At 71.8% G+C, this 25,087-nt stretch carries 24 protein-coding genes, 1 tRNA gene and 1 pseudogene; 10 read left to right on the top strand and 16 right to left on the bottom strand.

What is annotated here, in order from left to right:
• Positions 1–88: 88 nt before the first annotated feature.
• From ACFWRO_RS05875 to ACFWRO_RS05860, 4 genes are all read right to left on the bottom strand, one after another.
• Positions 89–1,498 carry a Cys-Gln thioester bond-forming surface protein gene (locus ACFWRO_RS05875; protein ID WP_384504800.1) on the bottom strand — a complete coding sequence of 470 codons (1,410 nt, stop codon included), beginning with the start codon at positions 1,496–1,498 and terminating at the stop codon, positions 89–91.
• A gap of 278 nt (positions 1,499–1,776) precedes the next feature.
• Positions 1,777–2,277: a single-stranded DNA-binding protein gene (locus ACFWRO_RS05870; protein ID WP_384504797.1), complete on the bottom strand. Its 501-nt coding sequence runs from the start codon at positions 2,275–2,277 to the stop codon at positions 1,777–1,779.
• Between the two features lie 197 nt (positions 2,278–2,474).
• Positions 2,475–4,259 carry a GTPase gene (locus ACFWRO_RS05865; protein WP_384504794.1) on the bottom strand — a complete coding sequence of 595 codons (1,785 nt, stop codon included), beginning with the start codon at positions 4,257–4,259 and terminating at the stop codon, positions 2,475–2,477.
• Between the two features lie 6 nt (positions 4,260–4,265).
• A complete protein-coding gene (locus ACFWRO_RS05860) occupies positions 4,266–5,870 on the bottom strand; it encodes a dynamin family protein (RefSeq protein ID WP_384504791.1) in 1,605 nt (534 codons plus the stop codon).
• A gap of 302 nt (positions 5,871–6,172) precedes the next feature.
• Between ACFWRO_RS05860 and ACFWRO_RS05855 the strand changes: the two genes are divergently transcribed.
• The 4 genes from ACFWRO_RS05855 (at position 6,173) to ACFWRO_RS05840 (ending at position 8,212) form a co-directional block, all read left to right on the top strand.
• A tRNA-Arg gene (locus tag ACFWRO_RS05855) sits at positions 6,173–6,245 on the top strand.
• 304 nt (positions 6,246–6,549) lie between these two features.
• Positions 6,550–7,191, top strand: coding sequence for a phosphoribosylanthranilate isomerase (locus tag ACFWRO_RS05850; protein ID WP_384504788.1), 642 nt, complete (start codon positions 6,550–6,552; stop codon positions 7,189–7,191).
• Positions 7,192–7,262: 71 nt separating this feature from the next.
• The gene (locus tag ACFWRO_RS05845; protein ID WP_384505462.1) at positions 7,263–7,394 is read left to right on the top strand and encodes a hypothetical protein; all 132 of its coding nucleotides are present in this window, start codon (positions 7,263–7,265) and stop codon (positions 7,392–7,394) included.
• Positions 7,395–7,630: 236 nt separating this feature from the next.
• Positions 7,631–8,212 carry a CGNR zinc finger domain-containing protein gene (locus tag ACFWRO_RS05840; RefSeq protein ID WP_384504786.1) on the top strand — a complete coding sequence of 194 codons (582 nt, stop codon included), beginning with the start codon at positions 7,631–7,633 and terminating at the stop codon, positions 8,210–8,212.
• Here ACFWRO_RS05840 and alaS read toward each other — a convergent pair.
• The 3 genes and pseudogenes from alaS to tsaD all read right to left on the bottom strand — a co-directional run bounded on the left by alaS (position 8,199) and on the right by tsaD (position 12,801).
• Positions 8,199–10,844, bottom strand: coding sequence for an alanine--tRNA ligase (gene alaS, locus ACFWRO_RS05835; protein ID WP_384505431.1), 2,646 nt, complete (start codon positions 10,842–10,844; stop codon positions 8,199–8,201). The genes ACFWRO_RS05840 and alaS overlap by 14 nt on opposite strands.
• A 200-nt stretch (positions 10,845–11,044) precedes the next feature.
• Positions 11,045–11,743, bottom strand: a pseudogene (locus ACFWRO_RS05830) (GNAT family N-acetyltransferase); the annotation flags it as partial.
• Positions 11,740–12,801 carry a tRNA (adenosine(37)-N6)-threonylcarbamoyltransferase complex transferase subunit TsaD gene (gene tsaD / locus ACFWRO_RS05825; RefSeq protein WP_384505428.1) on the bottom strand — a complete coding sequence of 354 codons (1,062 nt, stop codon included), beginning with the start codon at positions 12,799–12,801 and terminating at the stop codon, positions 11,740–11,742. The gene tsaD and the pseudogene ACFWRO_RS05830, both read right to left, overlap by 4 nt.
• Before the next feature lie 259 nt (positions 12,802–13,060).
• Between tsaD and ACFWRO_RS05820 the strand changes: the two genes are divergently transcribed.
• The 3 genes from ACFWRO_RS05820 to ACFWRO_RS05810 are packed head-to-tail and all read left to right on the top strand — an operon-like array spanning position 13,061 to position 15,534.
• Positions 13,061–13,732 (top strand): DUF4097 family beta strand repeat-containing protein, encoded by a 672-nt coding sequence (locus tag ACFWRO_RS05820; protein ID WP_384504784.1) that lies wholly within the window; start codon positions 13,061–13,063, stop codon positions 13,730–13,732.
• A 54-nt stretch (positions 13,733–13,786) separates the two neighbouring features.
• Positions 13,787–14,746 (top strand): ATP-binding cassette domain-containing protein, encoded by a 960-nt coding sequence (locus tag ACFWRO_RS05815; protein ID WP_384504781.1) that lies wholly within the window; start codon positions 13,787–13,789, stop codon positions 14,744–14,746.
• The gene (locus tag ACFWRO_RS05810) at positions 14,743–15,534 is read left to right on the top strand and encodes an ABC transporter permease (protein WP_362006753.1); all 792 of its coding nucleotides are present in this window, start codon (positions 14,743–14,745) and stop codon (positions 15,532–15,534) included. Before ACFWRO_RS05815 ends, ACFWRO_RS05810 begins: the two co-directional genes overlap by 4 nt.
• Positions 15,535–15,656: 122 nt before the next feature.
• On the opposite strand, the gene ACFWRO_RS05805 is transcribed toward ACFWRO_RS05810, so the two are convergent.
• Together ACFWRO_RS05805 and ACFWRO_RS05800 are read right to left on the bottom strand one after the other, a co-directional pair.
• Positions 15,657–16,619, bottom strand: a complete 963-nt coding sequence (locus tag ACFWRO_RS05805; RefSeq protein WP_384504777.1) for an NAD-dependent epimerase/dehydratase family protein — start codon at positions 16,617–16,619, stop codon at positions 15,657–15,659.
• Positions 16,616–17,242 (bottom strand): ScbR family autoregulator-binding transcription factor, encoded by a 627-nt coding sequence (locus tag ACFWRO_RS05800; RefSeq protein WP_384504775.1) that lies wholly within the window; start codon positions 17,240–17,242, stop codon positions 16,616–16,618. The genes ACFWRO_RS05805 and ACFWRO_RS05800 overlap by 4 nt, the downstream gene beginning before the upstream one ends.
• 167 nt (positions 17,243–17,409) lie before the next feature.
• Between ACFWRO_RS05800 and ACFWRO_RS05795 the strand changes: the two genes are divergently transcribed.
• A complete protein-coding gene (locus tag ACFWRO_RS05795; RefSeq protein WP_384504772.1) occupies positions 17,410–18,306 on the top strand; it encodes a ScbA/BarX family gamma-butyrolactone biosynthesis protein in 897 nt (298 codons plus the stop codon).
• Between the two features lie 94 nt (positions 18,307–18,400).
• Here the strand turns inward: ACFWRO_RS05795 and ACFWRO_RS05790 are convergent, their stop codons facing one another.
• The 7 genes from ACFWRO_RS05790 to ACFWRO_RS05760 form a co-directional block, all read right to left on the bottom strand.
• Complete coding sequence (locus tag ACFWRO_RS05790) at positions 18,401–19,240, bottom strand: maleate cis-trans isomerase (protein ID WP_384504769.1); 840 nt, start codon at positions 19,238–19,240, stop codon at positions 18,401–18,403.
• Between the two features lie 14 nt (positions 19,241–19,254).
• A complete protein-coding gene (locus tag ACFWRO_RS05785) occupies positions 19,255–19,932 on the bottom strand; it encodes a transglutaminase family protein (protein WP_384504767.1) in 678 nt (225 codons plus the stop codon).
• 79 nt (positions 19,933–20,011) lie between these two features.
• Positions 20,012–21,130: an acyl-CoA dehydrogenase family protein gene (locus tag ACFWRO_RS05780; RefSeq protein WP_384504764.1), complete on the bottom strand. Its 1,119-nt coding sequence runs from the start codon at positions 21,128–21,130 to the stop codon at positions 20,012–20,014.
• A 78-nt stretch (positions 21,131–21,208) separates the two neighbouring features.
• Complete coding sequence (locus tag ACFWRO_RS05775) at positions 21,209–21,583, bottom strand: ectoine synthase (protein WP_384504761.1); 375 nt, start codon at positions 21,581–21,583, stop codon at positions 21,209–21,211.
• A 99-nt stretch (positions 21,584–21,682) separates the two neighbouring features.
• The gene (locus ACFWRO_RS05770) at positions 21,683–21,958 is read right to left on the bottom strand and encodes an acyl carrier protein (protein WP_384504758.1); all 276 of its coding nucleotides are present in this window, start codon (positions 21,956–21,958) and stop codon (positions 21,683–21,685) included.
• The gene (locus ACFWRO_RS05765) at positions 21,955–23,424 is read right to left on the bottom strand and encodes an AMP-binding protein (protein ID WP_384504756.1); all 1,470 of its coding nucleotides are present in this window, start codon (positions 23,422–23,424) and stop codon (positions 21,955–21,957) included. The genes ACFWRO_RS05770 and ACFWRO_RS05765 overlap by 4 nt, the downstream gene beginning before the upstream one ends.
• A 271-nt stretch (positions 23,425–23,695) precedes the next feature.
• Positions 23,696–24,136, bottom strand: a complete 441-nt coding sequence (locus ACFWRO_RS05760) for a MarR family winged helix-turn-helix transcriptional regulator (protein WP_384504754.1) — start codon at positions 24,134–24,136, stop codon at positions 23,696–23,698.
• A 139-nt stretch (positions 24,137–24,275) separates the two neighbouring features.
• On the opposite strand from ACFWRO_RS05760, the gene ACFWRO_RS05755 reads away from it, so the two are divergent.
• The gene (locus ACFWRO_RS05755) at positions 24,276–24,698 is read left to right on the top strand and encodes a multidrug efflux SMR transporter (RefSeq protein WP_362006776.1); all 423 of its coding nucleotides are present in this window, start codon (positions 24,276–24,278) and stop codon (positions 24,696–24,698) included.
• Between the two features lie 58 nt (positions 24,699–24,756).
• The gene (locus ACFWRO_RS05750) at positions 24,757–25,074 is read left to right on the top strand and encodes a DMT family transporter (RefSeq protein WP_384504750.1); all 318 of its coding nucleotides are present in this window, start codon (positions 24,757–24,759) and stop codon (positions 25,072–25,074) included.
• The last annotated feature ends 13 nt before the right edge of the window (positions 25,075–25,087 follow it).

The following is a 25,087-nucleotide window of genomic DNA, read 5'->3' as shown; positions in this document are numbered from 1 at the left end:
AGCACCCGCACGCGGACGCACGACGGCCCCGGCGCGCGGAGTGCGCGCCGGGGCCGTCGGGTGCCGTGAGGCGGGGTACTACCGGTGCTTACTGGCCGGCCGTCTTCTTCTTACGGAGGAAGAAGATCGCGCCGCCGCCGAGAACCACGAGGAGCGCGGCGATGCCGGCGATCATCGGGGTGGCGTTGGAGCTACCGGTCTCGGCGAGGTCGCCACCACCGGTGGTGGAGCCCGTCGTGGAGGTGCCGGGCGTGCCCTCGGTGGGCGGGGTGGAGACGGAGGGCTCGGTCGACGGGGTCTCCGACGGGAGCGGGCCCGGGGTGGCCGTCTTGCAGTCGAGAACGCCCTTGAAGTTCTTCTCGAAGCCGTTCGGGCCGGTGATCGTGAAGTCGTAGGCCTCGTCCTCGGCGAGCGGGATCGTGACCGTCTTCGACTGGCCGGCGCCGATGGTGACCTTCTGGCCCTTGACCTCGAAGTTGAAGTCCTCGTCACCCTCGTTGGAGGCCGTGACGTCCAGGCCGCCCTTGGCGCAGTTCTTCTCGGCCGAGACGGCCGGGATCGCGCCCTTCTTCGCCCACGTGGCGTTGGCCTTGGCGGTGACGCTGGAGGTGCTGGTGCCGGCCAGGATCAGGGTCTGGCTCCTGACCTTCGTCGAGACGAAGGCACGGCCGATCGGAACGGTCGTGTCGGCCTGGACCTTGAGCTCGGCGGCGCCGTCCGGGGTGCCGGCCGGGATGTCGAAGAAGACCTGGCCGCCCTTGGCGACGTTGGTGACGACCTTGCCGTCCTTGTCGACCAGCTTGACGCCCGCGGGGGCGCCCGGGGCGAGGGAGACCTCGGCCGAGGCGGAGTTGGTGTCGACCGTGATCGGGCCGAGGCGCTCGCCCGACTTACCGGCGACGGAAGACGGGGAGAGGCTGAGGGAGGCCTTGGGCTCCTCCAGGTTCACCGCCTCCTTCTCCAGGTACTCGGTCAGCTTCTTGGCGTCCTTGTTGACCGGCTTGGCGTCGACGTTGTCCGAGAAGTGCCAGATCGCGGCCTGCGTGGCAGCGGCGGCGGTCTTCTCGGTCAGGTTCTTCGCGCCGACCTTCGCCGCGAGGGCGTTGAGGTCGTTCACCTGCGGGTACGAGTTCTGCAGGATCCAGCGGATCTTGCCCGCGTTCTCGTTGTTGTGCAGGGACGACTGGTCCCAGCCGACCTCCTTGTACTCCTGGCCCGTCTTGGCGCCGGTGTACAGGTCGATGCAGTAGGTCTGCAGCGTGCCGCCGGGCGTCGCCTGCATCTGGAACAGGCCGGCGGAGATCTCGCCCTTGCCCTTGATCTTGACCGTGTCGAAGACGGTGAGCTTGCCCAGCGTGGCGGTCGCGCCGCCGGTGCCGTCAGCCCCGTCCTCGGCCAGCGCCGGTCCCGCTACAGCTATCGCACCCGCAGCGACGAGGCCGGAGACCACGGTCGCGGCGGCAAGGCGGGCAACGCCGCGCCTCCGAACAGAAAACATGAATTTCCCCTCCGGGCGAGCTGCTCCGTGCCATCCGTCATGACATGACACGTGGGGGGAGCGCATCGCCAGCAGAATCACAGACCCGGTTGACTCACTGTCGACTCAAGTGCTTACTCAAGTCCCGTATGAGTACCTGGGAATCCTAGGTACGGGGAAGCCCCGAGTGCCCGCCCATACGAGCTGATAACCATACCGACTCAGAATCGTTATGACCGGGCGCCTCCGAGCGGGAATCCGCAGGTCACGGAGTCGACAAATCACCTCACAACTCCCGGTCACCGCACGGGTTCGAGCACCTGGGCCGTCTTCGAGGGTTCCGGAGCCTCCCAGGGGTCCCGCTCCACCCCTCCCCCGGCTCCGTTCCCCTGACGTTCCGTCGTCCGTGGCTCGCCCTTCACCACCCGCCGGAACGCCGCCGTTCCGCGCGTCAGATCGTGGCCCACCGCGACCGCGTCGACGTCCACGAACGTCCTGCGCCGGCCCTCCGGGAGCCCGGCGCCGTCCTCGCCCGCGACCTCCTCCTCCCGTACCCGCAACCGGCCGTGCACGACCAGCGGCTCCCCCACCGAGACCGACGCGGCGAGGTTCGCGCCGAGCGCCCGCCACGCGAACACCGTGTAGAAGCTGGTGTTTCCGTCCGACCAGGTGCCCCGCTCCCGGTCCCAGCGGCGCGCGGTCACCGCGAACCTGAACCGGGCCACCCCGCCCGTCGCCGTGTCCCGGTACTCCACGCTCGTGGCCACGTTCCCGACGAGCGTCACCATCGTGTCGTTCATGCCGTTCCCCCCGTTTCGAGCCTTTCAGGCCATTCAGGCCTTTCAGAGTGCTTCGGTGCGCTCCATGACGTTCATGGCCTTCATGAACGTCATGACTCTCATGGTGGACCCGTTCGGCGAAGCGCGCCGAGGCCTGTGGAGGGAGGGCGGGTTGGGGAAAACTCCGTCACCCCGAAGGGTGCGGACTCACGCGAGGCTCACCTCAGCCGCGCCCCCGGCCTCGTACCGCCCCACCGCATGCCGACCGCGCCGAGCCGCGCCATCCGTGCCCCCGAGCGCGTCCCCGACACCGTCACGAACTGGTCGCGCACCTCCCGGTACCGCATCAACTCCGCCGCGATCGGGTCCAGGACGCGGGCCCGTCCGCACGCGGCCGCCGCCTCGCGCAGCTTCCGTTCGGCCTCCTGGCCGTACCGCTTGGCGGGCCCCTTCACCGCGGCCGCGCACGCCCACTCCACCAACGGGCCGCCCGCGATGCCACCGAGCATGATGAGGACGGGCGGTAGCAGTCCGGGCTCCACGACGCCGACGATCTGGCCGACCAGCCACACCGCGCCGAAGATCTGCAGGAACGTCATCAGGACCTGCGCCAGGACGGCCGCAGGCCACCACGCCGGGCGCGGGGGCCGGGCGGCCGGGTCGCCGATGGTCGTGGTGAGTTCGTCGAGCGCCTCCGGCAGCCCGTCGGCGCCGCGGGCCGCCGCCTCGCGCACCGCCTGCGCCCAGGGCGCCGGGAGCCCGCGCGAGGCGTCGTCGGCGACGACCCGTACGGCCTGTTCCACCCGCTGCCGGGCGGTGAGTTCGTCCTCGAGCGGCGCCTGGAGGCGGGGGTCGGTGGAGCCGTGCGCGCGGAGCCGTTCGTACCAGCGGTAGAGCCGCAGCCAGGGCGTGCCGCAGGCGCGGATGGCGCCCCGGCGCCAGACGCGTTCGGCGGCCTCGCCCGCCGCGGTGGCGCCGACGGCGACGGCGAGCCGGGCCGCGAAATCCTCCCGGGCCCGCTCCCCCAGGCCGGTCTGGCCGTCGGAGACGTACGCCGTACGGAGCCGGGCCGCCGCCGCGTCGACGTCGGCGGAGAGGCGGAGCGCGGGGGCGGTGCGTTCCTGGACGAATCGGCCGAGGAGTTCGCGCAGTTCGCCGACGCCCTCGCCGGTGAGGGCGGAGAGCGCGAGGACGGTGGCGCCGGGTTCGCCGTGTTCGCCGAGGGCCATGCCGTCCTCGTCGAGGAGGCGGCGCAGATCGTCGAGGACGAGGTCGACGGACTCGCCGCCCAGCCGGTCGATCTGATTGAGGACCACGAAGGTGACCTCGGCGTGGCCGGCGAGCGGCCGCAGGTAGCGCTCGTGGAGCGCGGCGTCGGCGTACTTCTCCGGGTCCACGACCCAGATCACCGCGTCGACCAGACCCAGGACGCGGTCGACCTGGACGCGGTGGCCGGTGACGGCCGAGTCGTGGTCGGGCAGGTCGATCAGGACGAGGCCCTGGAGGTCCTCGTCGGCGGCGCCGCCCGCGAGGGGGCGGCGGCGGAGCCGGCCGGGGACGGCGAGGCGGTCGAGGAGTCCGGCGGAGCCCTCGGACCAGCTGAGCGCGATGGGCGCGGAGGTGGTGGGGCGGCGAAGCCCCGTCTCGGAGACGGGGACGCCGGCGAGGGCGTTGAAGAGCGTCGACTTGCCGCTGCCGGTGGGTCCGGCGATCGCGACGACGGTGTGCCGGGCGGAGAGCCGCTGGCGGGCGGCGGCCTCGTCGAGTACGCGTCCGGCCTCGGCGAGCGTGTCGTTCGCCAGTCGCGTACGGGAGAGGCCGACGAGTTCGTGCAGGGCGTCGAGGCGGGTGCGCAGGGAGCCGCCGTACTGCCCGCCGAGGGCCGGAAGGCTGTCCTCCGCAGGGTCGTCGGGGGCGCCCTCAGGGGCGTGTGCGCCCCGCTCGGCCGCCCTCCGCGCGATCAGCCCGTCGTCCCAACGATCGTCCACCGTGCTACTGCTCACCGGTCCTCACTTCTCCTTCTGCAGTACGGAGAGCGCGGCGATGAGCTCCGCCTGCGTCTCGGGGGTCACGTCGAGGGCGTCGAGGGGGGCGAGCCGCCGGTCGCGTTCGGTGTGCAGGGCGCGATCGAGGTACGTCATGACCAGCGCACCGCCCTTGTCGCGCAGGCGGAGGGCGGCCTGGGCGCCGAGGAGTTCGGCGAGGCGCTCGCCGGCGCTGCGGGTGCGGCGGCCGCCGAGGAGGGCGGCGGCGAGCAGGGCGGCGACGGTGTCGGCATCGGGCGCGGCGGTACGGGCGGTGCCGGGCCGTTCGGTGGTGCGCAGCTCTTCCTCGGCCAGTTCGTCGAGTTCGCGCCGCCAGCGCCGTACGGTCATGTCGATCCGCTCGGCCGCCTCCCGGTCGGGCGCGGTGTGGGCGGTGCCGAGGGCGGCCGCGGCGGGTTCGCGGCGCCAGGATTCCCGTACGCGTTCGTCGGCGGCGGCGGCCGCGCACTGGAGCAGCGCGGCGAGCGACTCGACGAGGGCGTCGAGCAGTTCGCCGGCGGTGCTGTCGCGGGGGTAGCCGCGCCAGCGGGTACGGGCGTCGCCGGCGAGGACGGCGCCGCGGCCCAGCTGCTGCCGGACGCGCTCGCGCTGCTCCGCGTACGCCCCCTCGACGGCGCCGCCGAGCCGGACGGCGGCGGCGTACTGGGCGGCGACCGCCGCGGCGAGTTCGGGCATCCGGCGGTCCAGGGAGTCGATGACGCCGGTGGCGGTCCGGCCGACGGCCTGCTGGCGGGCCGCGGGGTCCTGGGCGCGGTGGGCGAGCCAGGCGCGGAGCGGGGCGACGGCGTTGTCGGGCAGCAGCCCGCTGCCGCCGCCCGCGGACTCGGGCAGCTCGGGAATGGTGAACCGGGGCACTTCTCCGAGCCCGGCCTTGTCGAGCAGGGCCTCGTACTGCCGGGAGACCTCGCCGATGATCTGGTGCGGGACGCGGTCGAGGACGGTGACGAGCATGGCGTCGTACTCCTTGGCGGTACGGAGCAGGTGCCAGGGGACGGCGTCGGCGTACCGGGAGGCGGTCGTGACCATGACCCAGATGTCGGCGGCGCAGATCAACTCGGCGGCCAGCAGCCGGTTCTCGACGACGAGGGAATCGATGTCGGGCGCGTCGAGCAGGGCGAGGCCGGGGACGAGGGCGGTGGAGGTCTCGACGCGGAGCGCGTTCTCCTCCTGGGGCTCGTCGCCGGCCTCCTCGTCGTGCTGGGGCAGCCAGACGCGGGTGAGCTGGGGCAGGACGCGCATGCCGGCGAACCAGTGGTGGTCGTCGGGGTGGCAGACGAGCACGGGCGTACGCGTCGTGGGCCGGAGCACTCCGGCCTCGCTGACGCGGCGCCCCACAAGGGAGTTGACGAGCGTGGACTTCCCGGCCCCCGTGGACCCGCCGACGACGGCGAGCAGGGGGGCGTGGGGGTCTTTCAGCCGGGGCACCAGATAGTCGTCGAGCTGAGCGAGCAGCTCGGCCCGGCTCTGGCGGGCGCGTGGGGCGCCTGGGAGGGGGAGTGGGAGACGCACGGCGGCGACACAGTCGCGCAGGGCGGAGAGTGCGTCGATCAGCTGAGGCCGTTCGTCCAAGGTCACCACATGCGAAGAATGCCCAATTTTGGAGCCTTTTTGAAGCGTATAAGGGCCCTGCGCGCCGACGGAACGAAGGATGACGGGCGCCTCAGGCATAACGAGTGCACAACACCCGGGCCGAGTGGCGTGAAAAACACTGCGGGAATCGCACCTGCCTGCGATTATCGTTCCGCTTCACCGAACCTCCACATCGTGGCACGCAGGTGAAGCAACCGGGCCAAGGGGATCGGAGCCCTATCCTTGTCCCGACCGGCCAAGCCCCACCCACCAGGGGCTCCCGGCCACCGACCCACCACCCGGCCCCCGTAGCTCAGTGGATAGAGCAGGTGCCTTCTAAGCACTTGGCCGCAGGTTCGAGTCCTGCCGGGGGCGCTCCGCACAGACCCTCCTTCGGGAGGGTCTTTTTTGCTGGTCATGGCCGGTTCTGGGTGGATGTCGCGGGGGTCGGACGTGGCCCTTGGCGGGGGTGGGGCACACCCGGGGCGCTTGCGGGAGGCGGACGCCTTGTCGGCACGCACCCGATCGGGGCGGGCGCGGGCCTGCCGGGCCCGATGCGGGGCACGCGGACCCTCTCCGGCGCGGGTTCGAACCGCGGTGAGTCTCCGCGGCGCCCATTGAAACTGACGCTTCTTCAGGTCGGAAGCCCCGCGCACGGCGCCTGCGTACAGTGACTGCCATGTTCGTCAAAGTCTGTGGGCTGCGCACCGAGTGCGACGTGGAGGTCGCCGTCGAGGCCGGCGCCGACGCCATCGGGTTCGTCTTCGCCGAGAGCCCGCGCCGCGTCGACCCCGACGCGGCCGCCCGGCTCGCCGCCCGCGTACCGGACGGCGTACTGACCGTCGGCGTCTTCCGCGACCAGCCGCTCGACGACGTACGCGCCCTCGCCGACGCCACCGGCGTGCGCGCCGTCCAGCTGCACGGGCACGAGGACCTCGCGTACTTCGACGCCCTGCGCGCCGCCCTGCCCGCCGGGCGGACCTTCATCCGCGCGGCGTCCGTGCGCGACGAGGCCCCCGCCTTCGGCGAGCGCGGCGAGGACGTGCTGCTCCTCGACGCACCCGTCCCCGGCGCGGGCGAGACCTGGGACCTCACCGGCAAGCGGCTCCCCGGCCCCGAGGTCCGCTGGCTGCTCGCCGGCGGCCTCACCCCCGGGAACGTCGCCGCGGCCGCCCGCACCGCCCGCCCCTGGGGCGTCGACGTCTCCAGCGGCATCGAGTCCAGCCGCGGGGTGAAGGACCCGGAGCTGATCCGCGCCTTCCTGGCGGCGGCCCGTGGCGCTGGGCCCGTGGCCCGCGGTCCGCGATCCGCATCCGCGTGAAGGAGTAGTGACCTACCCCAATCACCCCGTACCACATGGGGAGTTGGGCTATCTTGCCCGATGTGGATCAGTTGACCGCTGAAGACCCCAGCCACATCGGCGCCTATCGCCTGATCGCCCGGCTGGGCGCGGGCGGGATGGGCCTGGATCGGATGTCCGGGGCGGGGTGGCTGCCGCCGCTCCCCAGGGGAGTACGGCTGTAGTGGCGGTGACCGCAGCTGCGCGCAGGGCTGCGCGGCGAGTCACTTGGAAGTGGGGCGTCATCCGCTTCGGCTCCGCGTTCTCCTTCATACCGACAGGTTGAGCCGTCGTGGCGCCCGCCGCGGGTCTGACACTCCCGCCGGATGGGCTGAAGCCAGGGCGGAACCCGTCCGGCGCGTCCGTAATACCCTCTTCCTCACCAGGTTGCTTACGGATCAAGGACTGCGAAGGACTACGAGTGGAACTGGCCGAGTACGCGGAGTACGCCGTCCGCCTCGTCAACACCGAGGCGCCGGCGAAGGGTCAGGACTCGCTCAGCTCCGTCGAGGTGGTCAAGGAGCTCTTCGGGCCCGCCGCGCAGATGGCCCGGCGGGTCACCGATGCCGATCTGACCCGGTTCCGGGCCGTACGGGCGCGGCTGCGGGGCGTGTTCGTCGCCGCCGACGCGGGCGATCACACCCGGACCGTCGATCTGCTCAACTCCCTCCTCCTGGAGTTCCCGGTCTCTCCGCAGATCTCCGGTCACGACCAGATCGACGACGAGGGCCGGCCCCGCTGGCACATGCACCTCGCCGACCACTCGTCCAACGCCACCACCGGGTACGCCGCGCTCTGCGCCATGGGGCTCGCCTTCCACCTCACGGCGTACGGGCCCGGCCGGCTCGGGCTCTGTGAGGCGGCGCCCTGTCGGAACGCCTACCTCGACACCTCCACCAACCGCTCGCGCCGCTACTGCTCCGACCGCTGCGCCACCCGCGCCAACGTGGCCGCCTACCGGGCCCGCAAGCGTCAGGAGGGCGCCGCCGTCAGCGGGTCGTGACCCGGCGCGGCAGGTCGGCCAGGAGCGTGGCGAGGTCCCCGGCGGGGATGCCGCCGCCCTGGGCGATCTCCGCCGAGCCGCCGCCCCGGCCGCCGAGGAGCTCCTTGACGAGCGCGGCCGCGTCCCGGCCGGCCTCTCGGGCCGGGGTGTTGACGGTCAGGACCAGACCGCCCGCCGTGGTGGCGACAGCGACGACGCCGGGGCGCTCGTGCGGGAGGCGGTCGCGGATCGCAAAGGCCAAGGCGCGGGCCTCGTCTGCCGGGCCTTCGGTGGTCGTGGTGACGACCAGGGTGCCGTCCGCGTCGACCGCCCGGCCCGCGAGCTCGGCGGCGCGGGCGGCGGTGGCCTGTGCCTTGAGGCGGGCGTTCTCGCGGTCGGCCGCCTTGAGGCGGTCCATGAGGCCCGCGATCCTCTCGGGGAGTTCGGCGCGGGGCGCGTTCAGCTGCTCGGCGATGCGGGTGACCAGGTCGCGCTCGCGGGCCAGGTAGCCGAAGCCCTCCACGCCCACGGCCGCCTCCAGGCGGCGCATGCCCGCGCCGACCGAGGACTCGGCGGTCAGGGCGACCGTACCGATCTGGGCGGCGTGCTCGACGTGGGTGCCGCCGCACAGCTCGCGCGACCAGGCCCCACCGATCTCGACGACCCGGACCTTCTCCCCGTACGTCTCGTCGAAGAGGGCGAGCGCGCCGAGCTCCTTCGCCTCCGGCAGGGTCATCCAGCGGACGCCGACCGGCAGGTCGCGGCGCAGGGCCCGGTTGGCGGCCTCCTCGACCTCGCTCCGTACGGCCGCGGAGAGGGCGCCGCGCCAGGGGAAGTCCAGGCGCAGGTAGCCGGGCCGGTTGTAGGAACCGGCCTGCAGGGCCGTCGGGCCGAGGATCTCGCGCAGGGCCGCGTGCAGGACGTGCGTACCGGAGTGGGCCTGGCGGGCGCCGAGCCGCCACTCGGGGTCGACGGCCGCCACCACCGCGTCCCCGGCGGCGAGTTCGCCCGCGGTGACCCGGACCTGGTGGACGACCAGGCCCGGCAACGGCCGTTGGACGTCCAGTACTTCGGCCTCGCCCGAGGCGCCGGAGATACGGCCCGCGTCGCTGTCCTGGCCGCCCGACTCCGCGTAGAAGGGGGAGCGGTCCAGGACCACGGTGGCCAACTCGCCCTCCCTCGCCACCGGGATCGTTCCCTCGGCGCCCAGGACCGCCAGGACCTTCGACTCCGTCGTCGGCGTCGACCACGCCTGCCAGTCCGTCGGTCCGTGCGCGTCCAGGACGGTACGGAGGGCGGACGTGTCGGCCGCTCCGCCGGACTTGCGGGCGCGGGCATCGGCGCGGGCCCGCTCGCGCTGGGCGTTCATGAGGGCGGCGAAGCCCTCGCGGTCGACCTCGACGCCCTGCTCGGCGGCCATCTCCAGGGTCAGGTCGACGGGGAAGCCGTAGGTGTCGTGCAGCAGGAACGCCTGCGCGCCGGGCAGCGAACGGCCGCCGTCCTCCTTGACCTTGGCGACGGCGGTGTCCAGGACCGTCGTGCCCTGCTTGAGCGTCTTACGGAAGGCGTCCTCCTCGCCGTACGCCTGGTCGGCGATACGGGCGTACGACTCCACGACCTCCGGGTAGCTGGGGGCCATGCAGTCCCGGGCCACCGGCAGCAGTTCGGGCAGGGCCCGGTCGTGGAAGCCGAGTTGGCGCATCGAGCGGACCGAGCGGCGCAGGATGCGGCGCAGGACGTAGCCGCGGCCCTCGTTGCCGGGGGCGGTGCCGTCGGCGAGGAGCATGAGGGCGGTGCGGACGTGGTCGGCCACGACGCGGAGCCGTACGTCCGACCGCGCGTCGGCGCCGTAGCGGACACCGGCCAGGTCCGCCGCCCGGTCCAGGACCGGGCGGGTCTCGTCGATCTCGTACAGGTTGTCCACGCCCTGGAGGAGGGTGGCCATGCGCTCCAGGCCCATGCCGGTGTCGATGTTGCGGCGGGGCAGCTCACCGAGGATCGGGTAGCCGGACTTGCCGGGGCCCTCGCCGCGCTCGTACTGCATGAAGACGAGGTTCCAGAACTCCATGTACCGGTCCTCGTCGATGGCCGGGCCGCCCTCGCGGCCGAGGGCCGGGCCCCGGTCGTAGTACAGCTCCGAGCACGGGCCGCAGGGTCCTGGGACGCCCATGGACCAGAAGTTGTCCTCGTCGCCGCGGGCCACGATCCGCTCGTCGGGCAGCCCGGCGACCGCGCGCCAGATGGACCGGGACTCGGTGTCGGAGTGGTGGACGGTCACCCAGATCTTCTCCGGGTCGAGGCCGTAGCCGCCGTCGGCGCGGGACGCGGTGGACAGCTCCCAGGCGTGGGCGATGGCCTCCTCCTTGAAGTAGTCCCCGAAGGAGAAGTTGCCGTTCATCTGGAAGAAGGAGCCGTGCCGGGTGGTCCTGCCGACCTCCTCGATGTCCAGCGTCCGTACGCACTTCTGCACGCTCGCCGCCCGCTGCCACGGCGGGGTGGCCTCGCCCGTGAAATACGGCTTGAAGGGGACCATGCCCGCGTTGACGAACAGCAGCGTCGGGTCGGGCGTGGGCAGCGGCGCGCTCGGTACGACGGCGTGGCCCCGGGCCGCGAAGTGGTCGAGGAAGCGCTGGCGGATGTCGGCGGTACGCAAGGGGCTCACTGCTCCAGTGGAGGTCGGAGGGGGCTCGGGCCTGTCGTTTGGATCAGGCCGGATCAGGGAGCGGGGTCTGGTGCCGTGGATCGCAAGGCGGAGGAGGGCGTCAACGCGGAGCGTTGGCAACCGACGACAACGCGGCGAGGCACGGCGCCAGGGCCCGCGAGCCCGGCCGGATCCAAACGACAGGCCCGAGGTGCGGCTGTGCGGGCCGGGTGTCGTGGGCCGAGGAAGGCGGCGTGGCCGGCTCCCCCGGGTGCGGGGTGGGTGGCCTGGGTCCAGCCGGCTCGCTCGTAGAAGGCGAGGGCGGCGCGGGCGGCGACCGAGGTCAGCAGCCAGCAGCGGCCGTCGGCGCGGTCCTCGGTGACCGCGTGCAGCAGCCGGGCGCCGAGGCCGGTGCCCCGCGCGCGGGTGGCGACGGCGAGTTCGTCGACCTCACGGGCGCCGCACAGCCAGTCGCCGGTACGGGCCTCCCCCAGTGCCGCCGCTATCGACGGGTAGCAGCGGTCGGTGGGGAAGGGGGACGGGGTGGTCCAGGCCGTCGCCCAGCCCAGGACCGTGCCGCCGACGCTGCCGCCGGCTCCGGCTCCGGCTCCGGCTCCGTCGCAGTCACCGTCGCAGTCGCAGTCGGAGTCGCAGTCGCAGTCGCCGACGCAGTCACCGAAGCCGAAGCCGTTGCCATCGCCGTCGCCCTCGCCAGCCACCGCGAGCGCCGCCGTGAAGCCCGGCCGGTCCACGTCCGCGCGGAGTCGGCGGAGGTACGTGTCGGCCCGTTCCGGGCCTTCGCCCCAGGGCGGGGCGCCGAACGCGTCCGCGTACACGGCGCGTACGCCGTCCGCGTGCGCGAGCAGGCGGCTCCCCGAGACCGGCCGGACGACGACGGACGTGGCGGTCATGAAGCGGCTCTCACCGAGGGAGCCGGCAGCGGGGTGAGGGAGGCGTACTCCAGGGGCGCGGACGGGTCGATCGACACGTTCAGTGGCGCGGGTTCGGCCCCGGAGCGTACGAGGAGGTCGCCGACGGCCGCGATCATCGCGCCGTTGTCGGTGCACAGCGTCATCGGCGGCACGCGCAGCTCCACCCCGGCGGCGGCGCAGCGCTGTTCGGCGAGGCCCCGCACCCGCGAGTTCGCCGCGACGCCGCCGACCACGATCAGCGTCTTCACGTCGTACGCCTCGCAGGCCGCGAGCGCCTTGCGGGTCAGCACGTCGGCGACGGCCTCCTGGAGGGCGGCGGCGCCGTCGGCGACCGGCACGTCCTGGCCCTGGAGGCGATGCTTCTCGACCCAGCGGGCGGCGGCGGTCTTGAGGCCGGAGAAGGAGAAGGCGTACGGGTCGTCCCCTGGCCGGGTCAGCGGCCGGGGGAAGTTCACAGCGCGCGGGTCGCCGTCCCGTGCGGCCCGGTCGATGGCGGGCCCGCCGGGGTAGGGCAGGCCGAGGATGCGGGCGACCTTGTCGAAGCACTCGCCGGCGGCGTCGTCGAGGGTGTCGCCCAGGTGCAGGATCGGCTCGCGCACCAGGTCCCGTACGAGCAGCAGGGACGTGTGGCCGCCGGAGACGATCAGGACCACGCACGGCGAGGGCAGCGGGCCGTGCTCCAGGGTGTCGGCGGCGACGTGCCCGGCGAGGTGGTGCACTCCGTAGAGCGGGACCCCCGCCGCGTACGCGAGCGACTTGGCCCCGGCGAGGCCCACTTGGAGGGCGCCGGAGAGCCCGGGGCCCGTCGTGACGGCGACCGCGTCGATCTGGCCGAGGCGCAGCCCCGCCTGGTCCAGGGCCTGCCGCACGACCGGGTTGAACGCCTGGAGGTGCGCCCGGGCGGCGATCTCCGGCACGACGCCGCCGAAGCGGGCGTGCTCGTCCATGCTCGACGCCACCACGTGCGCGAGGAGCTTCCCGTCCCGCACGATCCCCGCACCGGTCTCGTCGCACGACGACTCGATCCCGAGCACCACTGGTCCGCCCACTGCGCCACTCCTTCTGCACTGATTACGCACCTGCAATATATGTGCAACAAGAGCGGCGCATAGCGTTCAATTTCATTCCATTGCAACGCAACGAGAGCTCACCGTTGCATTGCAATCGATCCCGTTGCAACGAAATTGCCCCAACTACCTGCGATTACTGGTTTCTTGCGCAACAGACTTGTTGCCAGACCCTCGAACGCAACGTAGTGTTTCGGCTATCAGAAACAACGAGGTCAAGGAGAAAACCATGCAGACGTTCAAGACCCCCGCCCCCGTCACCGCCGTCCTCGACATCCCCGCCGGCGTCATCCGGCTCGTCGCCGCCGACCGGGTCGACACCACGGTCGAGGTCCGGCCCGCCGACCCGGCCAAGAGCCGCGACGTGAAGGCCGCGGAGGTGACCGAGGTCGCCTACGCCGACGGCGTCCTGCGGGTCGAGGTCCCCGAGGCGAAGAGCCGGGTGCTCGGCAACAGCGGCTCCATCGAGGTGATCGTCCAGCTGCCGGCCGGCTCCCGGGTCGAGGCGAAGGCGGCCGCCGGTGAGTTCCGCTCCACCGGGCGGCTCGGCGACGTCGAGTTCGAGGGCCAGCAGGGCACGGTCGAGCTCGACGAGACCGCGAACGCCCGGCTCGTGCTCCAGGCCGGCGACGTCTCGGTGGCCCGCCTGGGCGGCCCCGCCGAGATCGGCACCCAGCAGGGCGACATCCGCGTCGCCGAGGCCGTGCGCGGCACGGTCACCCTGCGCACCGAGTCCGGCTCCATCACCGTCGGCGCCGCCCGCGGAGTCTCCGCATCCCTCGACGCCGGCACCACCCACGGCCGGATCCACAACGCGCTCCAGAACTCCGGCGGCGCCGCCGCCGAGCTGACCATCCACGCGACCACCGCCCTCGGCGACATCACGGCCCGCAGCCTCTGAGCCCCCGGGGCCACCGCACCTCACCCCTCCCGCCTCGACAAGGAGTGACCACCCATGAACGACCTCGCCATCGCGGCGACCGGACTGCGCAAGTCCTACGGTGACAAGACCGTCCTCGACGGAGTCGACCTGCGCATCCCCGCCGGGACCGTGTTCGCGCTGCTCGGCCCGAACGGCGCCGGCAAGACCACCGCCGTGAAGATCCTCTCCACGCTCGTCTCCGCCGACCAGGGCGAGATCCGGGTCGGCGGCCACGACCTGGCCACCGCCCCGCAGGCCGTACGCGCCGCGATCGGCGTCACCGGGCAGTTCTCCGCCGTCGACGGTCTGATCACCGGCGAGGAGAACATGCTCCTCATGGCGGACCTGAACCACCTCTCCAAGCGCGAGGGACGGCGGGTCGCCGCCGAACTCCTGGAGCGCTTCGACCTCGTGGAGGCCGCGAAGAAGCCCGCCTCCACCTACTCCGGCGGCATGAAGCGCCGGCTCGACATCGCCATGACGCTGGTCGGCGACCCGCGGATCATCTTCCTCGACGAACCGACCACCGGCCTCGACCCGCGCAGCCGCCACAACATGTGGAAGATCATCCGCGAGCTCGTCTCCGACGGCGTCACCGTCTTCCTCACCACCCAGTACCTGGAGGAGGCCGACGAACTCGCCGACCGCATCGCGGTGCTGCACGGCGGAAAGATCGCCGCAGAGGGCACCGCGGAGGAACTGAAGCGGATCGTCCCGGGCGGGCACGTACGGCTCCGCTTCTCCGACCCGGCCGCGTACCAGGCCGCCGGCGCCGCGCTCGGCGACGACGCCACCCGCGACGACGAGGCCCTCGCGCTTCAGCTCCCCAGCGACGGCAGCCAGCGCGAACTGCGCTCGATCCTCGACCGCTTGGACTCGGCCGGCATCGAGGCCGACGAGCTGACCGTGCACACGCCCGACCTCGACGACGTCTTCTTCGCCCTCACCGCCACCGCCGAGATCCCCACTCAGCCCAAGGAGGCTGTCCGATGAGCTCTCTCTCCCTCGCCGTGCGCGACTCCTCGACCATGCTGCGGCGGAACCTGCTGCACGCCCGGCGCTACCCGTCGCTCACCCTGAACCTGCTGCTCACGCCGATCATGCTGCTGCTGCTCTTCGTCTACATCTTCGGCGAGACGATGAGCGTGGGCATCGGCGGCGGCGAGCCGGACCGTGCCAAGTACATCGCCTACATCGTCCCCGGTCTGCTCCTGATGACCATCGGCAGCACCACGATCGGCACGGCGGTCTCCGTCTCCAACGACATGACCGAGGGCATCATCGCCCGCTTCCGCACGATGGCCATCCACCGCGGTTCTGTCCTCGTCGGACATGTCGTCGGCAGCGTGCTCCAGTCCGTCGTGAGCGTCGTCCTCGTCGGCGCGGTGGGCGTGGCCATCGGCTTCCGCTCCACCGACGCCACCGTCCTGGAGTGGTTCGCCGCCTTCGGACTGCTCGTGCTCTTCGCCCTCGCGCTCACCTGGATCGCCGTCGGCATGGGCCTGATCAGCCCGAACGCGGAGGCCGCCAGCAACAACGCGCTGCCGCTGATCCTGCTGCCGCTGCTGTCCAGCGCCTTCGTCCCGCTCTCCTCGATGCCGGGCTGGTTCCAGCCGATCGCCGAGTACCAGCCCTTCACGCCGGCCATCGAGACCCTGCGCGGTCTGCTGCTCGGCACCGAGATCGGCCACAACGGCTGGCTCGCGGTCGCCTGGTGCGTCGGTCTCGCGGTCCTCGGCTACTTCTGGTCCACCTCGAAGTTCAACGACGACCCGAAGTAGTCGCCGTGACCACGCGGGCCAGAGCCCGCGACGACCCCCCTACCACCCAGGGCGGCGTACACCGACCAACCGTCGGAGTGCGCCGCCCTCTTCGTGTGGTGCCCGGTCGCACCGGGCTCTCGTCAGCCCGTCAGGAACGAGCGGTACCAGGGGGCCGCCGCGGCCAGGCGGGCCAGGGGGCCCGGGCCCGGGGGGCAGGAGGCGGCGGGCCAGATGGACTCGCTCGCGTACCAGTGGTCCTGGGCCAGCAGCGCGAACTGGCGCTCGCTCGTCCGGCCGGGGACGGTACGGAGCCGGTCCAGGCAGGCGTCCCAGGACCAGTCGGCCCCGTCCTCGACCTTGGGCAGGACGTCGAGCGCGGCCAGCTCCGCCATCAGGTCGCCGTTGCTCACCGGGACGGGGTGGCTCGCGTGGTGGACGCCGGGCGGCGGGGCGGCCGGGGACACGGCCAGGGTGGCGATCAGGCGCGCGAGGTCGTCCACGTCCACGACGGAGAGCAGGCCGCGGCCGCCGTCCCAGCGGGCCGGGACGCGGGCGAGCAGCTCCGCCAGTGCGGGCACCACCCAGCGGTCGCCGGCGCCCAGAACGAGGCCCGGGCGCAGGACCGTTCCGGCCGCCGCGAGGACCGGGGTCTCGCCGGCCAGGCGGGTGCGGCTCGCGGGCGACACCGGGGCGGGGACGATTCCGTTCACCGCGATGCCGCGGTGCGGGCCCGGTCCGTAGACCGCGGAAGTGGAGAGGTGGACGATACGGTCCACACCCCAGTGGACGGCCTCCTCGACGAGGGCCGTGGTGCCGTCGACGTTGACCGCGGCGCACTCGGCGTCGTCCCCGGAGATCCGGGAGGCGAGGTGGATCAGGACGTCCGCGCCGCTCGCCGCCTTCCGCAGCGAGGCCCGGTCGGTCAGGTCCACGGACACCCATGTCACGCCCGGCGGGGCGGAGTCGGGGGCGGTGGCCGAGCGGCCGAGCGCCCGGACGGAGAACGTCCGGCCGGTGTCATGGGCGGTCGAGGTCAGGGCGTGCAGAACGCGGGAACCGACGAAGCCGGTCGCCCCGGTCAGGACGACGCGCACTGCGCTCACGAAGCGCCCACGGGGTCGTCGGCGGGGATACGCAGCCCGGCGATGACGTCGGCGGGGGCGAGAGCGGGCAGCAGACATCGCCACATGTCGCTGATCCGGCGGGGCAGGTCGGCGCGGCCGGTGGCGAGCTGGGACATGACCTGCGTACCGGTGTACGCGGCGACGAGGAGCTGGGAGAAGGCGGCCTCGTCCACGCCGTCGAGCAGCTGGCCCATCTCCCGGGCCCGGCCGAACTCCTGGTGGAAGTGGTCGGCCCACCACTCGTAGATCGCGTACTCCTGCGGGCCGACGACGCCCTGTTCGACGGCGAGCCGGACGCCGGCCCGCAGCAGGGTGTTGTGCTGCATCTCGACGGCGAGGTAGCCGGTCATGTCCAGGAGCTGCTGGAGGCCGCCCTCCCCCTCGGGGAACTTCAGATCGGCCGCCTGCTCCAGGATGACCGCGCGGGCCAGTCCCTCCTTCGACCGGAAATGGAAGTACACGGCGCCCGCCGTGACGCCCGCCCGGTCGAGGATCTTGGTGATGCTCGCGCCGAGGTATCCGGCCTCGTCGAACACCTCCGCCGCAGCTCGGAGCACCAACTCCCGAGTGCGGACCGCCCGTTCCTGCCTGTGTTCCGCCACTGCGCCTTTACCCCGTATACATCGACAAAGAAAAAGAGTGACCACTATCTTATGTGAGCGGCCTGCCACCACACCAGTGTGCAGGCCCGCGAATATCTTGAAACAGTCAGGGGAGAACTGTTGTGCCTCCGATAGAGCTCGCACCAGACCGGACGACCACCGGTCCCGTGCCCGTTCCGATGTCGTACACCCACAAGACCGACCCGGCCGAGGTGCTCCTCGTGAGCTGGTGCCGGACCGGGGACGACACCTTCACCATCACCGCCCGCTGGCCGCGCGAGCACACCTTCTACCTGGCGCGGCATGGCAGGTACGACCCCCTGTTCCTGACGGAGACCGTGCGTCAGACCCTGCCGATGCTCTCCCACGCCGCGTACGACGTCCCGTTCGGACACCAGCTGCTGTGGAAGGACTTCGCCTGGGACATCGACCCGGACGAGCTGTGGGACGACGGCCGGGACGCCCATGTCGAACTGCACATCACCTGCTCGGACGTGAAGTACCGCAAGGGGCGGGCGACCGCCCTCACCCTCTCCGTCGAGGCCACGCGCGCGGGGCGCCGGCTCGCCACGGCCCGGACGCGGTTCACGATCCAGGACCGGGCGGTCTACGAGCGGCTGCGCGGGCCGTACGCCGACATCGCGAGCGCCAACGCGCGCACCCTTCCGCTGCCGCCGCCGTCCCCGACGCACGAGACGGGCCGGACCCGGTTCCAGGACGTCGTGCTCTCCTGCACCGACGTCCCGCTGCGCTGGCAGCTGCGGACGGACACCTCGCACCCCGTCCTCTTCGACCACCCCGTCGACCACGCCCCGGGCATGCTGCTCCTGGAAGCCGCGCGCCAGGCGGCGCAGGCCGCGTCCCAGCCGCGGCAGACCCTGGTCACCGGCATGAGCTGCGACTTCACCCGGTACGCCGAGCTCGACGCGCCGTGCTGGATCACCGCGAGGGCGCTGCCTGACGACCCCAACGGGCGGCGGTGGATGCTGGTGACGGCGGAGCAGAACGGCGAGGAGATCTTCACCTCGGTCGTCGCGCTGTACGAGGTGCCCATCGCGCTCTGATACCACCGCACTCTGATCCCACCGCTTTCTGAGCGGTCCCCGCACATGCGGAGCCCGGGCGGCCGTCGGCCGTCCGGGCTCACGCGCGCGTGGATCAGGCCTCGTCCGCCGGCGCGGGGCGGGTGGCGAAGAGGGCGCCGTACTCGGTGACGCCCTCGCTGATGGCCGTCGCGCCGGCCAGGTGCAGGGCGTGCCAGAAGATCGCCTGGTTGGCGGTCACGACATGGAAGCCCAGTTCCTCCTCCAGCGGCTTGATGGTGCCGACGGCGCGGATACCGTTGCCCGCCACCAGGACGGCGTCCGGCCTGTGGGAGGCGACGGTGGTACGGAGCCACTCCGAGAGGTTCTGCGGCGTGATCGCCTTCTGGTTCGAGGGCAGCCCGCAGGGTCCGTGGTGGACCACGTCGAAGCCGAACTCCCGGAAGTAGTCCGCGCCCTGGCCGGAGAGCTTGTCGTCGAACCACGGCGGGTTGACGAGGGCGATGCGCTTCGCGCCGAGCGCGGTGAAGGCGGCCCGGGCGGCCCTCGTCGTGCCGGTGATCGGCAGCTCCCGGGTGACCGGGCGCAGCCGCTCGTACAGCTCCCGCTCCCCCGCCGCCTTCAGCACGTAGCTGGAGGAGGTGAAGCCGAGGGTCAGGGCGTGCAGGGGCGAGGCGGCGAGCTGCTCGACGGCGTGGTCCAGGAAGGGCGGTTCGACGAACGCGCGGACCGGGTCGTGCGGGATCTTCTCGTCCATCTCGCCACCGGCGCGCATCGCGCCGAAGTGGACGCGGGAGCCGTGGATGGAGACCGACGCGGGGGCCATGGCCTGGAGTTCGGCCTCGGGGCCGACGTCGGCGTGCGGGACGACGACGCCGATCCGGATGGCGGCGTCCCAGCCGTCGGTGGGCGTGGCGGCCTGTGGCGCGTGGGCGGCCTCGGTGACCTGGGTCATGGGTGTACTGCTCCTTACTTCGCTTCGTCGGCCAGCCGGCCGCCTGCCACCGTGCTCGTGCCGGAGTCGGAGTCGCTGAGGAACTTGGGGTGCCGGGCGCGCATCGAGCCGATGACGAACTCGTACGGGACGTCGTCGAAGGCACCGTGGTCGGTGAGGAACTCCATGGCGCCGGCGCCGCCCTCGTACGGGTGGTAGAGGCTGTCCTCGAGGCCGTCGAACTCCAGGGCCGCCATGCCGTAGAGCTTGCAGAGCATCTTGTTGAACACCGGCGTGGCCTTGACCCACTTGCCGTCCAGGTAGACCTGGGTGAGGCCGTGGAAGAAGACGTCGCCACCGATGTGCTCGATCAGCCGGGGCGAGGCGAGGTGGTTGCGTACGTCGCCGTAGACGAGCTTGGAGGGGATGCCGAGGGCCCGGACGGCGGCGGCGTAGAGGGCCGACTTGTGCAGGCAGAAGCCGGACTTGGTGGTGGCGGTGCGGGAGGCCTTCAGCCCGTCCGGGGACAGGTCGGCGCCGTAGACCTCGTAGAAGACGCCGTCGCGGACGGCGTAGTAGAGCTCGATGGCCATGGTGCGCTTGTCGGACGCGCGGTCCTTGACCACGCCGTCGATGAAGGTCTGGACGGCGTCGGTCTCGTAGTCGAGGAACTCGGTGGGCTGCGTCAGCCGGTCGTACAGGTCGAGGGTCATCACAGTCGTGTTCCCTTGGATCGAAGGCCGGTCGGAGGCCGGTTCAGAGGCCCGCTCAGAGGGCGGGGCAGCGGCCGGTTCAGAGGCCGAGGAGGGCGGCGATGCGGTTGCGCTGGATCTCGCTCGTGCCGGAGTAGATGGTTCCGGCGACGGAGTCGCGCAGTTCGCGTTCGACGCCGTGGCTGGTGAGGACGCCGCGTCCGCCGTGGATCTGGACGGCGTCGAGCGCCATCTTCAGATTCGCCTCGGAGACGACGGTCTTGGTGGCGGCGAGGTCGATGGCGGCGTCCTGCCCGGCCTCGACCTTGGCGCCGGTGTCGCGCAGCCATTTGCGCGCCGTCTCCAGGCTGATCTTCATGTCGGCGATCTTGTGGCTGACGGCCTGGTACGAGCCGATGGTCTGGCCGAACTGCGTACGGGACTTGGCGAACCGGATCGTGTCCGCGAGCCGGCGGGTCATCTCGCCGAGCGTGATCGAGAAGGCGAAGAGCACCTCGCGCTTCATGACGTAGTCCAGGACCCGGAAGCCGGAGCCCTCCCGGCCGACCCGCTGGGACACCGGGACGCGCAGCCCGTCGAAGGCGAGCGTGCCGATCGGGCTGGTACGCAGGCCGATCTTGTCCATGGCCGGTCCGACGGTGAGGCCGGGCGTGCCGGCCTCGACGAGCAGGGTGGTCAGACCGAACGGGCCCGGGGCGCCGGTGCGCACGTAGAGCAGGAAGAGGCCGGCGACGGGGGCGTTGGTGATGAACATCTTGCTGCCGTCGACCACGTAGTGGTCGCCGTCGAGGACGGCCGTCGTGGTGGAGTTGATCGCGTCCGAGCCGCCGGACTCCTCGGTGATGGCGTGGGCGGTGATCACGTCACCGGCCATGATCCGCGGGAGGTGGCGCCGCTTGAGCTCCTCGCTGCCGAACTGCTGGAGCGGGATGCCCACGGAGACGATCTGGGTGGACGTGGAGAAGGACAGGCCGGCGTCGTGGGAGGTGTGACCGAGGCCTTCCAGTACGCGCATGGTCTCGGTCAGGGACCGGCCGTGGCCTCCGTAGTCGGGGTGGAAGGGGGTCCGCAGGATCCCGGAGTCCTGGACGGCGGGCCACTTGTCGGTGGGGAACGTGCCGCTGCGGTCCAGTTCACCGAGGTCGGCGTTGAGTTTGTCGGCCCACGGGGTGGCGAGGTGGAAGAGGTCGTCGGTCACAGCCTGGTCCTTGTCACATCGGGTGGGGAGGGGTGCCCCGGGACGGCGCGGGCGCGCGCCGTCCCGGAGCGGGGTGGCTCAGTACTGGGAGAAGCCGTCGGCGGACAGCCTGTGCTTCTCGGTGCCGACGATCGGGGGGTTGAAGACCGAGATGAGGTGCAGGTCCTCGTAGTCCGACGCGATCAGGTAGTGCGGGTCGTTCTCGTCCAGGGCGTAGATGGTGCCCGGCGTGATCTTGTGGCGGGTGCCGTCCTTCTCCACGACCTCACCGGAGCCGGCCACGCAGTAGCAGGCCTCCAGGTGGTCGCGGTACTGCAGCGCGCTCGTGGTGCCCTGACGTACGAGGGTCACGGCCACGGCGAAGCCCATGCCGTCGGTCTTGGTGAGGAGGCGGTGGCTGGTTCCGTTGCCCCACTGGACGGGGACGACGTCGTCGACGCTGCGGGTGAACATGCGGGTTACTCCCTACGGTGTGGTGAGCGGGTGTGGTGAGCGGATGTGCGGTGGAGCGGGTGGCGCCGGTCGAGCGGGGGCGCCGGGTGGAGCAGTTCGCTACGCCGCCGTGGCGGGCGCGTTCTCCCGGACGAGGCGGGTGATCGCGGTGAGGGTCCGGAAGTCGTCCGGGCCGAAGTCGATGTCGTCCACGGCCAGGCCGTAGCGGCTCGCGATGTGGGAGATCAGCCGGACGAGGCCGAGGCTGTCGATCACTCCGGAGTCGATCAGGTCGTAGTCGTCGGTGAGGTCCGAGGAGTCCTCGCCCGCCAGGAACTCGGTGACGAGGTACGCACGGATCTCCGCGGTCACGTGGGTGGCGCCGGTCTCGCTCATGCGGTCTGGTTCTCCTTCATGCGGTTGTTCCTGATGAGGTTCCGGTCGGGCTTTCCCGTCGACGTCCGGGGCATCGGGGCCTCCGTGACGTGCACCGAGGACGGGATCGCGTGGCGCGGGAGGTGCTTGCTGATGTGGGTCCGCAGGCGCAGTCCGGTCAGCGCGGTGGCCGGGTGCCGGGTGACGTGGGCGTGCAGGCGGACGCCGGTCTGCTCGTCGGGCAGGGCCACGACGACGGCCTCGGCGACGTCCGGGTGGGAGGCGACGACGGTCTCGACCTCCTGGAGGTTGGTGCGTACGCCGCGCACCTTGACCTGCCAGTCCGCCCGGCCTTCGAGGCGGAAGAGGCCCTCTTCGGTACGGGAGACGATGTCGCCGGTCCGGTAGTACGTCCGGCCGTCCCGGACCGTGAACGCCTGCTCGTTCAGGGCGGACCTGAGGTAGCCGGCGGTCTGGAACGGTGTGGAGACGAGGAGTTCGCCGGTTCCTGCGCCCGTGACGACCTGTCCGCCGGCGTCGACCACGAGGGCGCGCACCCCGGCGAGGGGGCGGCCGATCGGCGGCGCGGCGGCCGCGTGCGGGTCGATGGGGTGGAGGAAGGAGTCGTTGGTCTCCGTGCAGCCGAAGATGTTGTGGAAGCCGGCGTTCGGGAACGTCCGGGTCATCGGCGCGAGGAGTTCGGGGGCGAGCGAGTCGCCCGTGGTGATGAGGGTGCGGACGGCCGCGAACTCCGGCCCGTCCTGGACCAGGAGGCGGTGCAGCATGGGCACGCCCTGGACGAACGTGACGCCGCGGCCGCCCACCAGGCCCTGCAGGTGCGGGGCTTCGGTGGCCCGGTCCTTCTCGACCAGGACGACCTGGGCGCCGAGGCGCAGGAAGGTCCAGACGTCGAGCAGGGCGAGGTCGAAGTTGAGCGGGGCGTAGGAGAGCGCCACGTCGTCCCCGGTGAGCCCGAACTCGGCGGTGGCCCAGTCGGCGAAGGCGTCGAAGCCCTCGGCGGGGATCGGCACGATCTTCGGGGTGCCGGTGGAGCCCGAGGTGGTGAGCAGGAGGCGGGTGCGGCCGGCGTCCGCCCGGTCGAAGCCCTCGGCCTCCACCGCGTTGGCGACGACCGCTTCGGCGACCAGGTCGCCTTCGGCGCAGACGGTGAGGGTGTGCGAGGCGCGGGCCTGCTGGGCCAGCCTGGTCCGGGCGGCGATGCCCAGGTCGGGCGAGGGCGCCAGGGCGATCAGGCCCTCGTGGAAGACCGCCGTCAGGAGGGCGATCGTCTCCGGGTTCTTGTGGGCCGGGACGCAGACGGTGCTGCCGGCCGGCAGCTCCAGGCGGCCCAGCTGGTCGCGGAGCTCGCGGGTGGTGGCGCCCAGCTCTTCGTAGGTGACGGTGCGCCGGTCGTACGAGAGGGCGACGCGGCCGGCGCGTTCCCGGCTGTGGGCGTCGATGGATGCGGCGAGAAGTGTCGATGGCACGGCGGTCTCTCCCCCGAGACGTTCGAGTCGTTGAGATCAGGTGCTTGCATCGCCCTGCGAGGGCAGTGCTTGCATCGTCATGCAATGACATCGCGAGAATCTCGCGACGAGATTGACGAGTCGAGAACCGGGAACCGCGTTCTCGTTACGCTTGATCATGCAACGAAAGCACCCCTGGCGCGCTATGCCGAGATCCCGCGATTGACAGCGCGTCAGGGGTTGAGGGAGAGTGCCGAACCGACTCTGTCCGGAGGTGCGGGCCGGGTGCCCGTCAGACGCCGGCGGCGCGCAGCGACTGGACCGTGGCGGCGTATTCGGGGTCGGCGGTCAGCGCGTTGAGCGCCGAGGAGAGCACGTCCGCGTAGGTCGTACGGGCGGCGGCGAACCGCTCGCGGCCCTCGTCCGTGATCACCGCGTAGACCCCGCGCTTGTCGGACGGACAGAGGTCCTTGAAGGCGAATCCGGCCACTTCGAGGCGTGCGACCAGGCGCGTCACCGAGGACTGGCCGAGACCGACCCGGTCGGCCAGGTCCTGCATGCGCAGCTCGCTGTCCGCGGCCTGGGTGAGCGATTCGAGCGCGCGGAACTCCGACAGGCCGATCCCATGGCGCCGTTGGAGCGCCTGCGCCAACTCCCGCTCGACGCGCGAGTGCAGGACGAGAAGGCGGCTCCAGACCACCTGGTCGGACGACGCGGTGTGGGTAGCGACCATAAGGTGACGCACCTTTCATCGAGAGTTGACAACAGGGTACATGCTCATGCAACCTCATGGGCGCCGCGTCAGTCCGTCACCGGCCGACTACGCCCCGAAGAACTTGCACGGACAAACAACTTCCTGGAGAGTGAGTTCCATGACGTCCCCCTCCCCGCAGGCAACGCCGCAGAACGCCAACGTCGGCTGGGCCTGGCTCCTGTTCTCCTCGCTGTTCGAGATCACCTTCGCGCTCTCGACCGAGGCCACCGACGGGTTCACCAAGCTCGGCCCGTCCCTGCTCACCGTCGCCGCCGCCTCCTGCGGCATCTTCACGCTCTCCATGGCCCTGAAGACCGTCGACGTCGGCGTCGGCTACACCGTCTGGGCCGGTATCGGCGCCGTCGGCACCGTCGTCTTCGGCACCCTGATCTACGACGAGAAGATGACCATCTGGAAGGTGCTCGCCTTCATCCTGATCATCGGCGGCGCCCTCGGCCTGCGGATCTCCGACAACGTGGCCGCGAAGAAGCAGGCCGCCGCCGAGGCCGCGCAGGCCCCCGCCGCGCAGCCCGTCGGCTGACCCACCGCCGCTTCCCCGACCTCCGCTCCGTCCCACCTTCCCGAAACGAGTCACCACCATGACCTGGGTCTACCTCGGCATCGCCATCGTCTTCGAAGTCCTCTTCGCGCTCGGCACCAACGCCACCAAGGGATTCACCCGCCTGTGGCCCTCCGTGCTCACGCTCTCCGCCGCCGCCGGCGGCATCTACACCCTGTCCCTGGCCCTGCGTGAGCTCGACGTCTCCGTCGGCTACACGATCTGGACCGGCATCGGCGGCGTCGGCACGGTCATCTGCGGCGCGATCATCTTCAAGGAGAAGATCACCCCCGCCCGGCTGCTCTCCTTCGCGTCCATCATCGGCGGCGCCGTCCTGCTCCGCATCACGTCCGTCTGATCGGCGCGTACGC

The organism is Streptomyces sp. NPDC058579 (assembly GCF_042718575.1).
In the GTDB taxonomy this organism is placed as follows: Bacteria; Actinomycetota; Actinomycetes; order Streptomycetales; family Streptomycetaceae; genus Streptomyces.
Note: the sequence above shows the minus strand (reverse complement) of the source record. Positions and strands in the feature narration are given on the sequence as shown.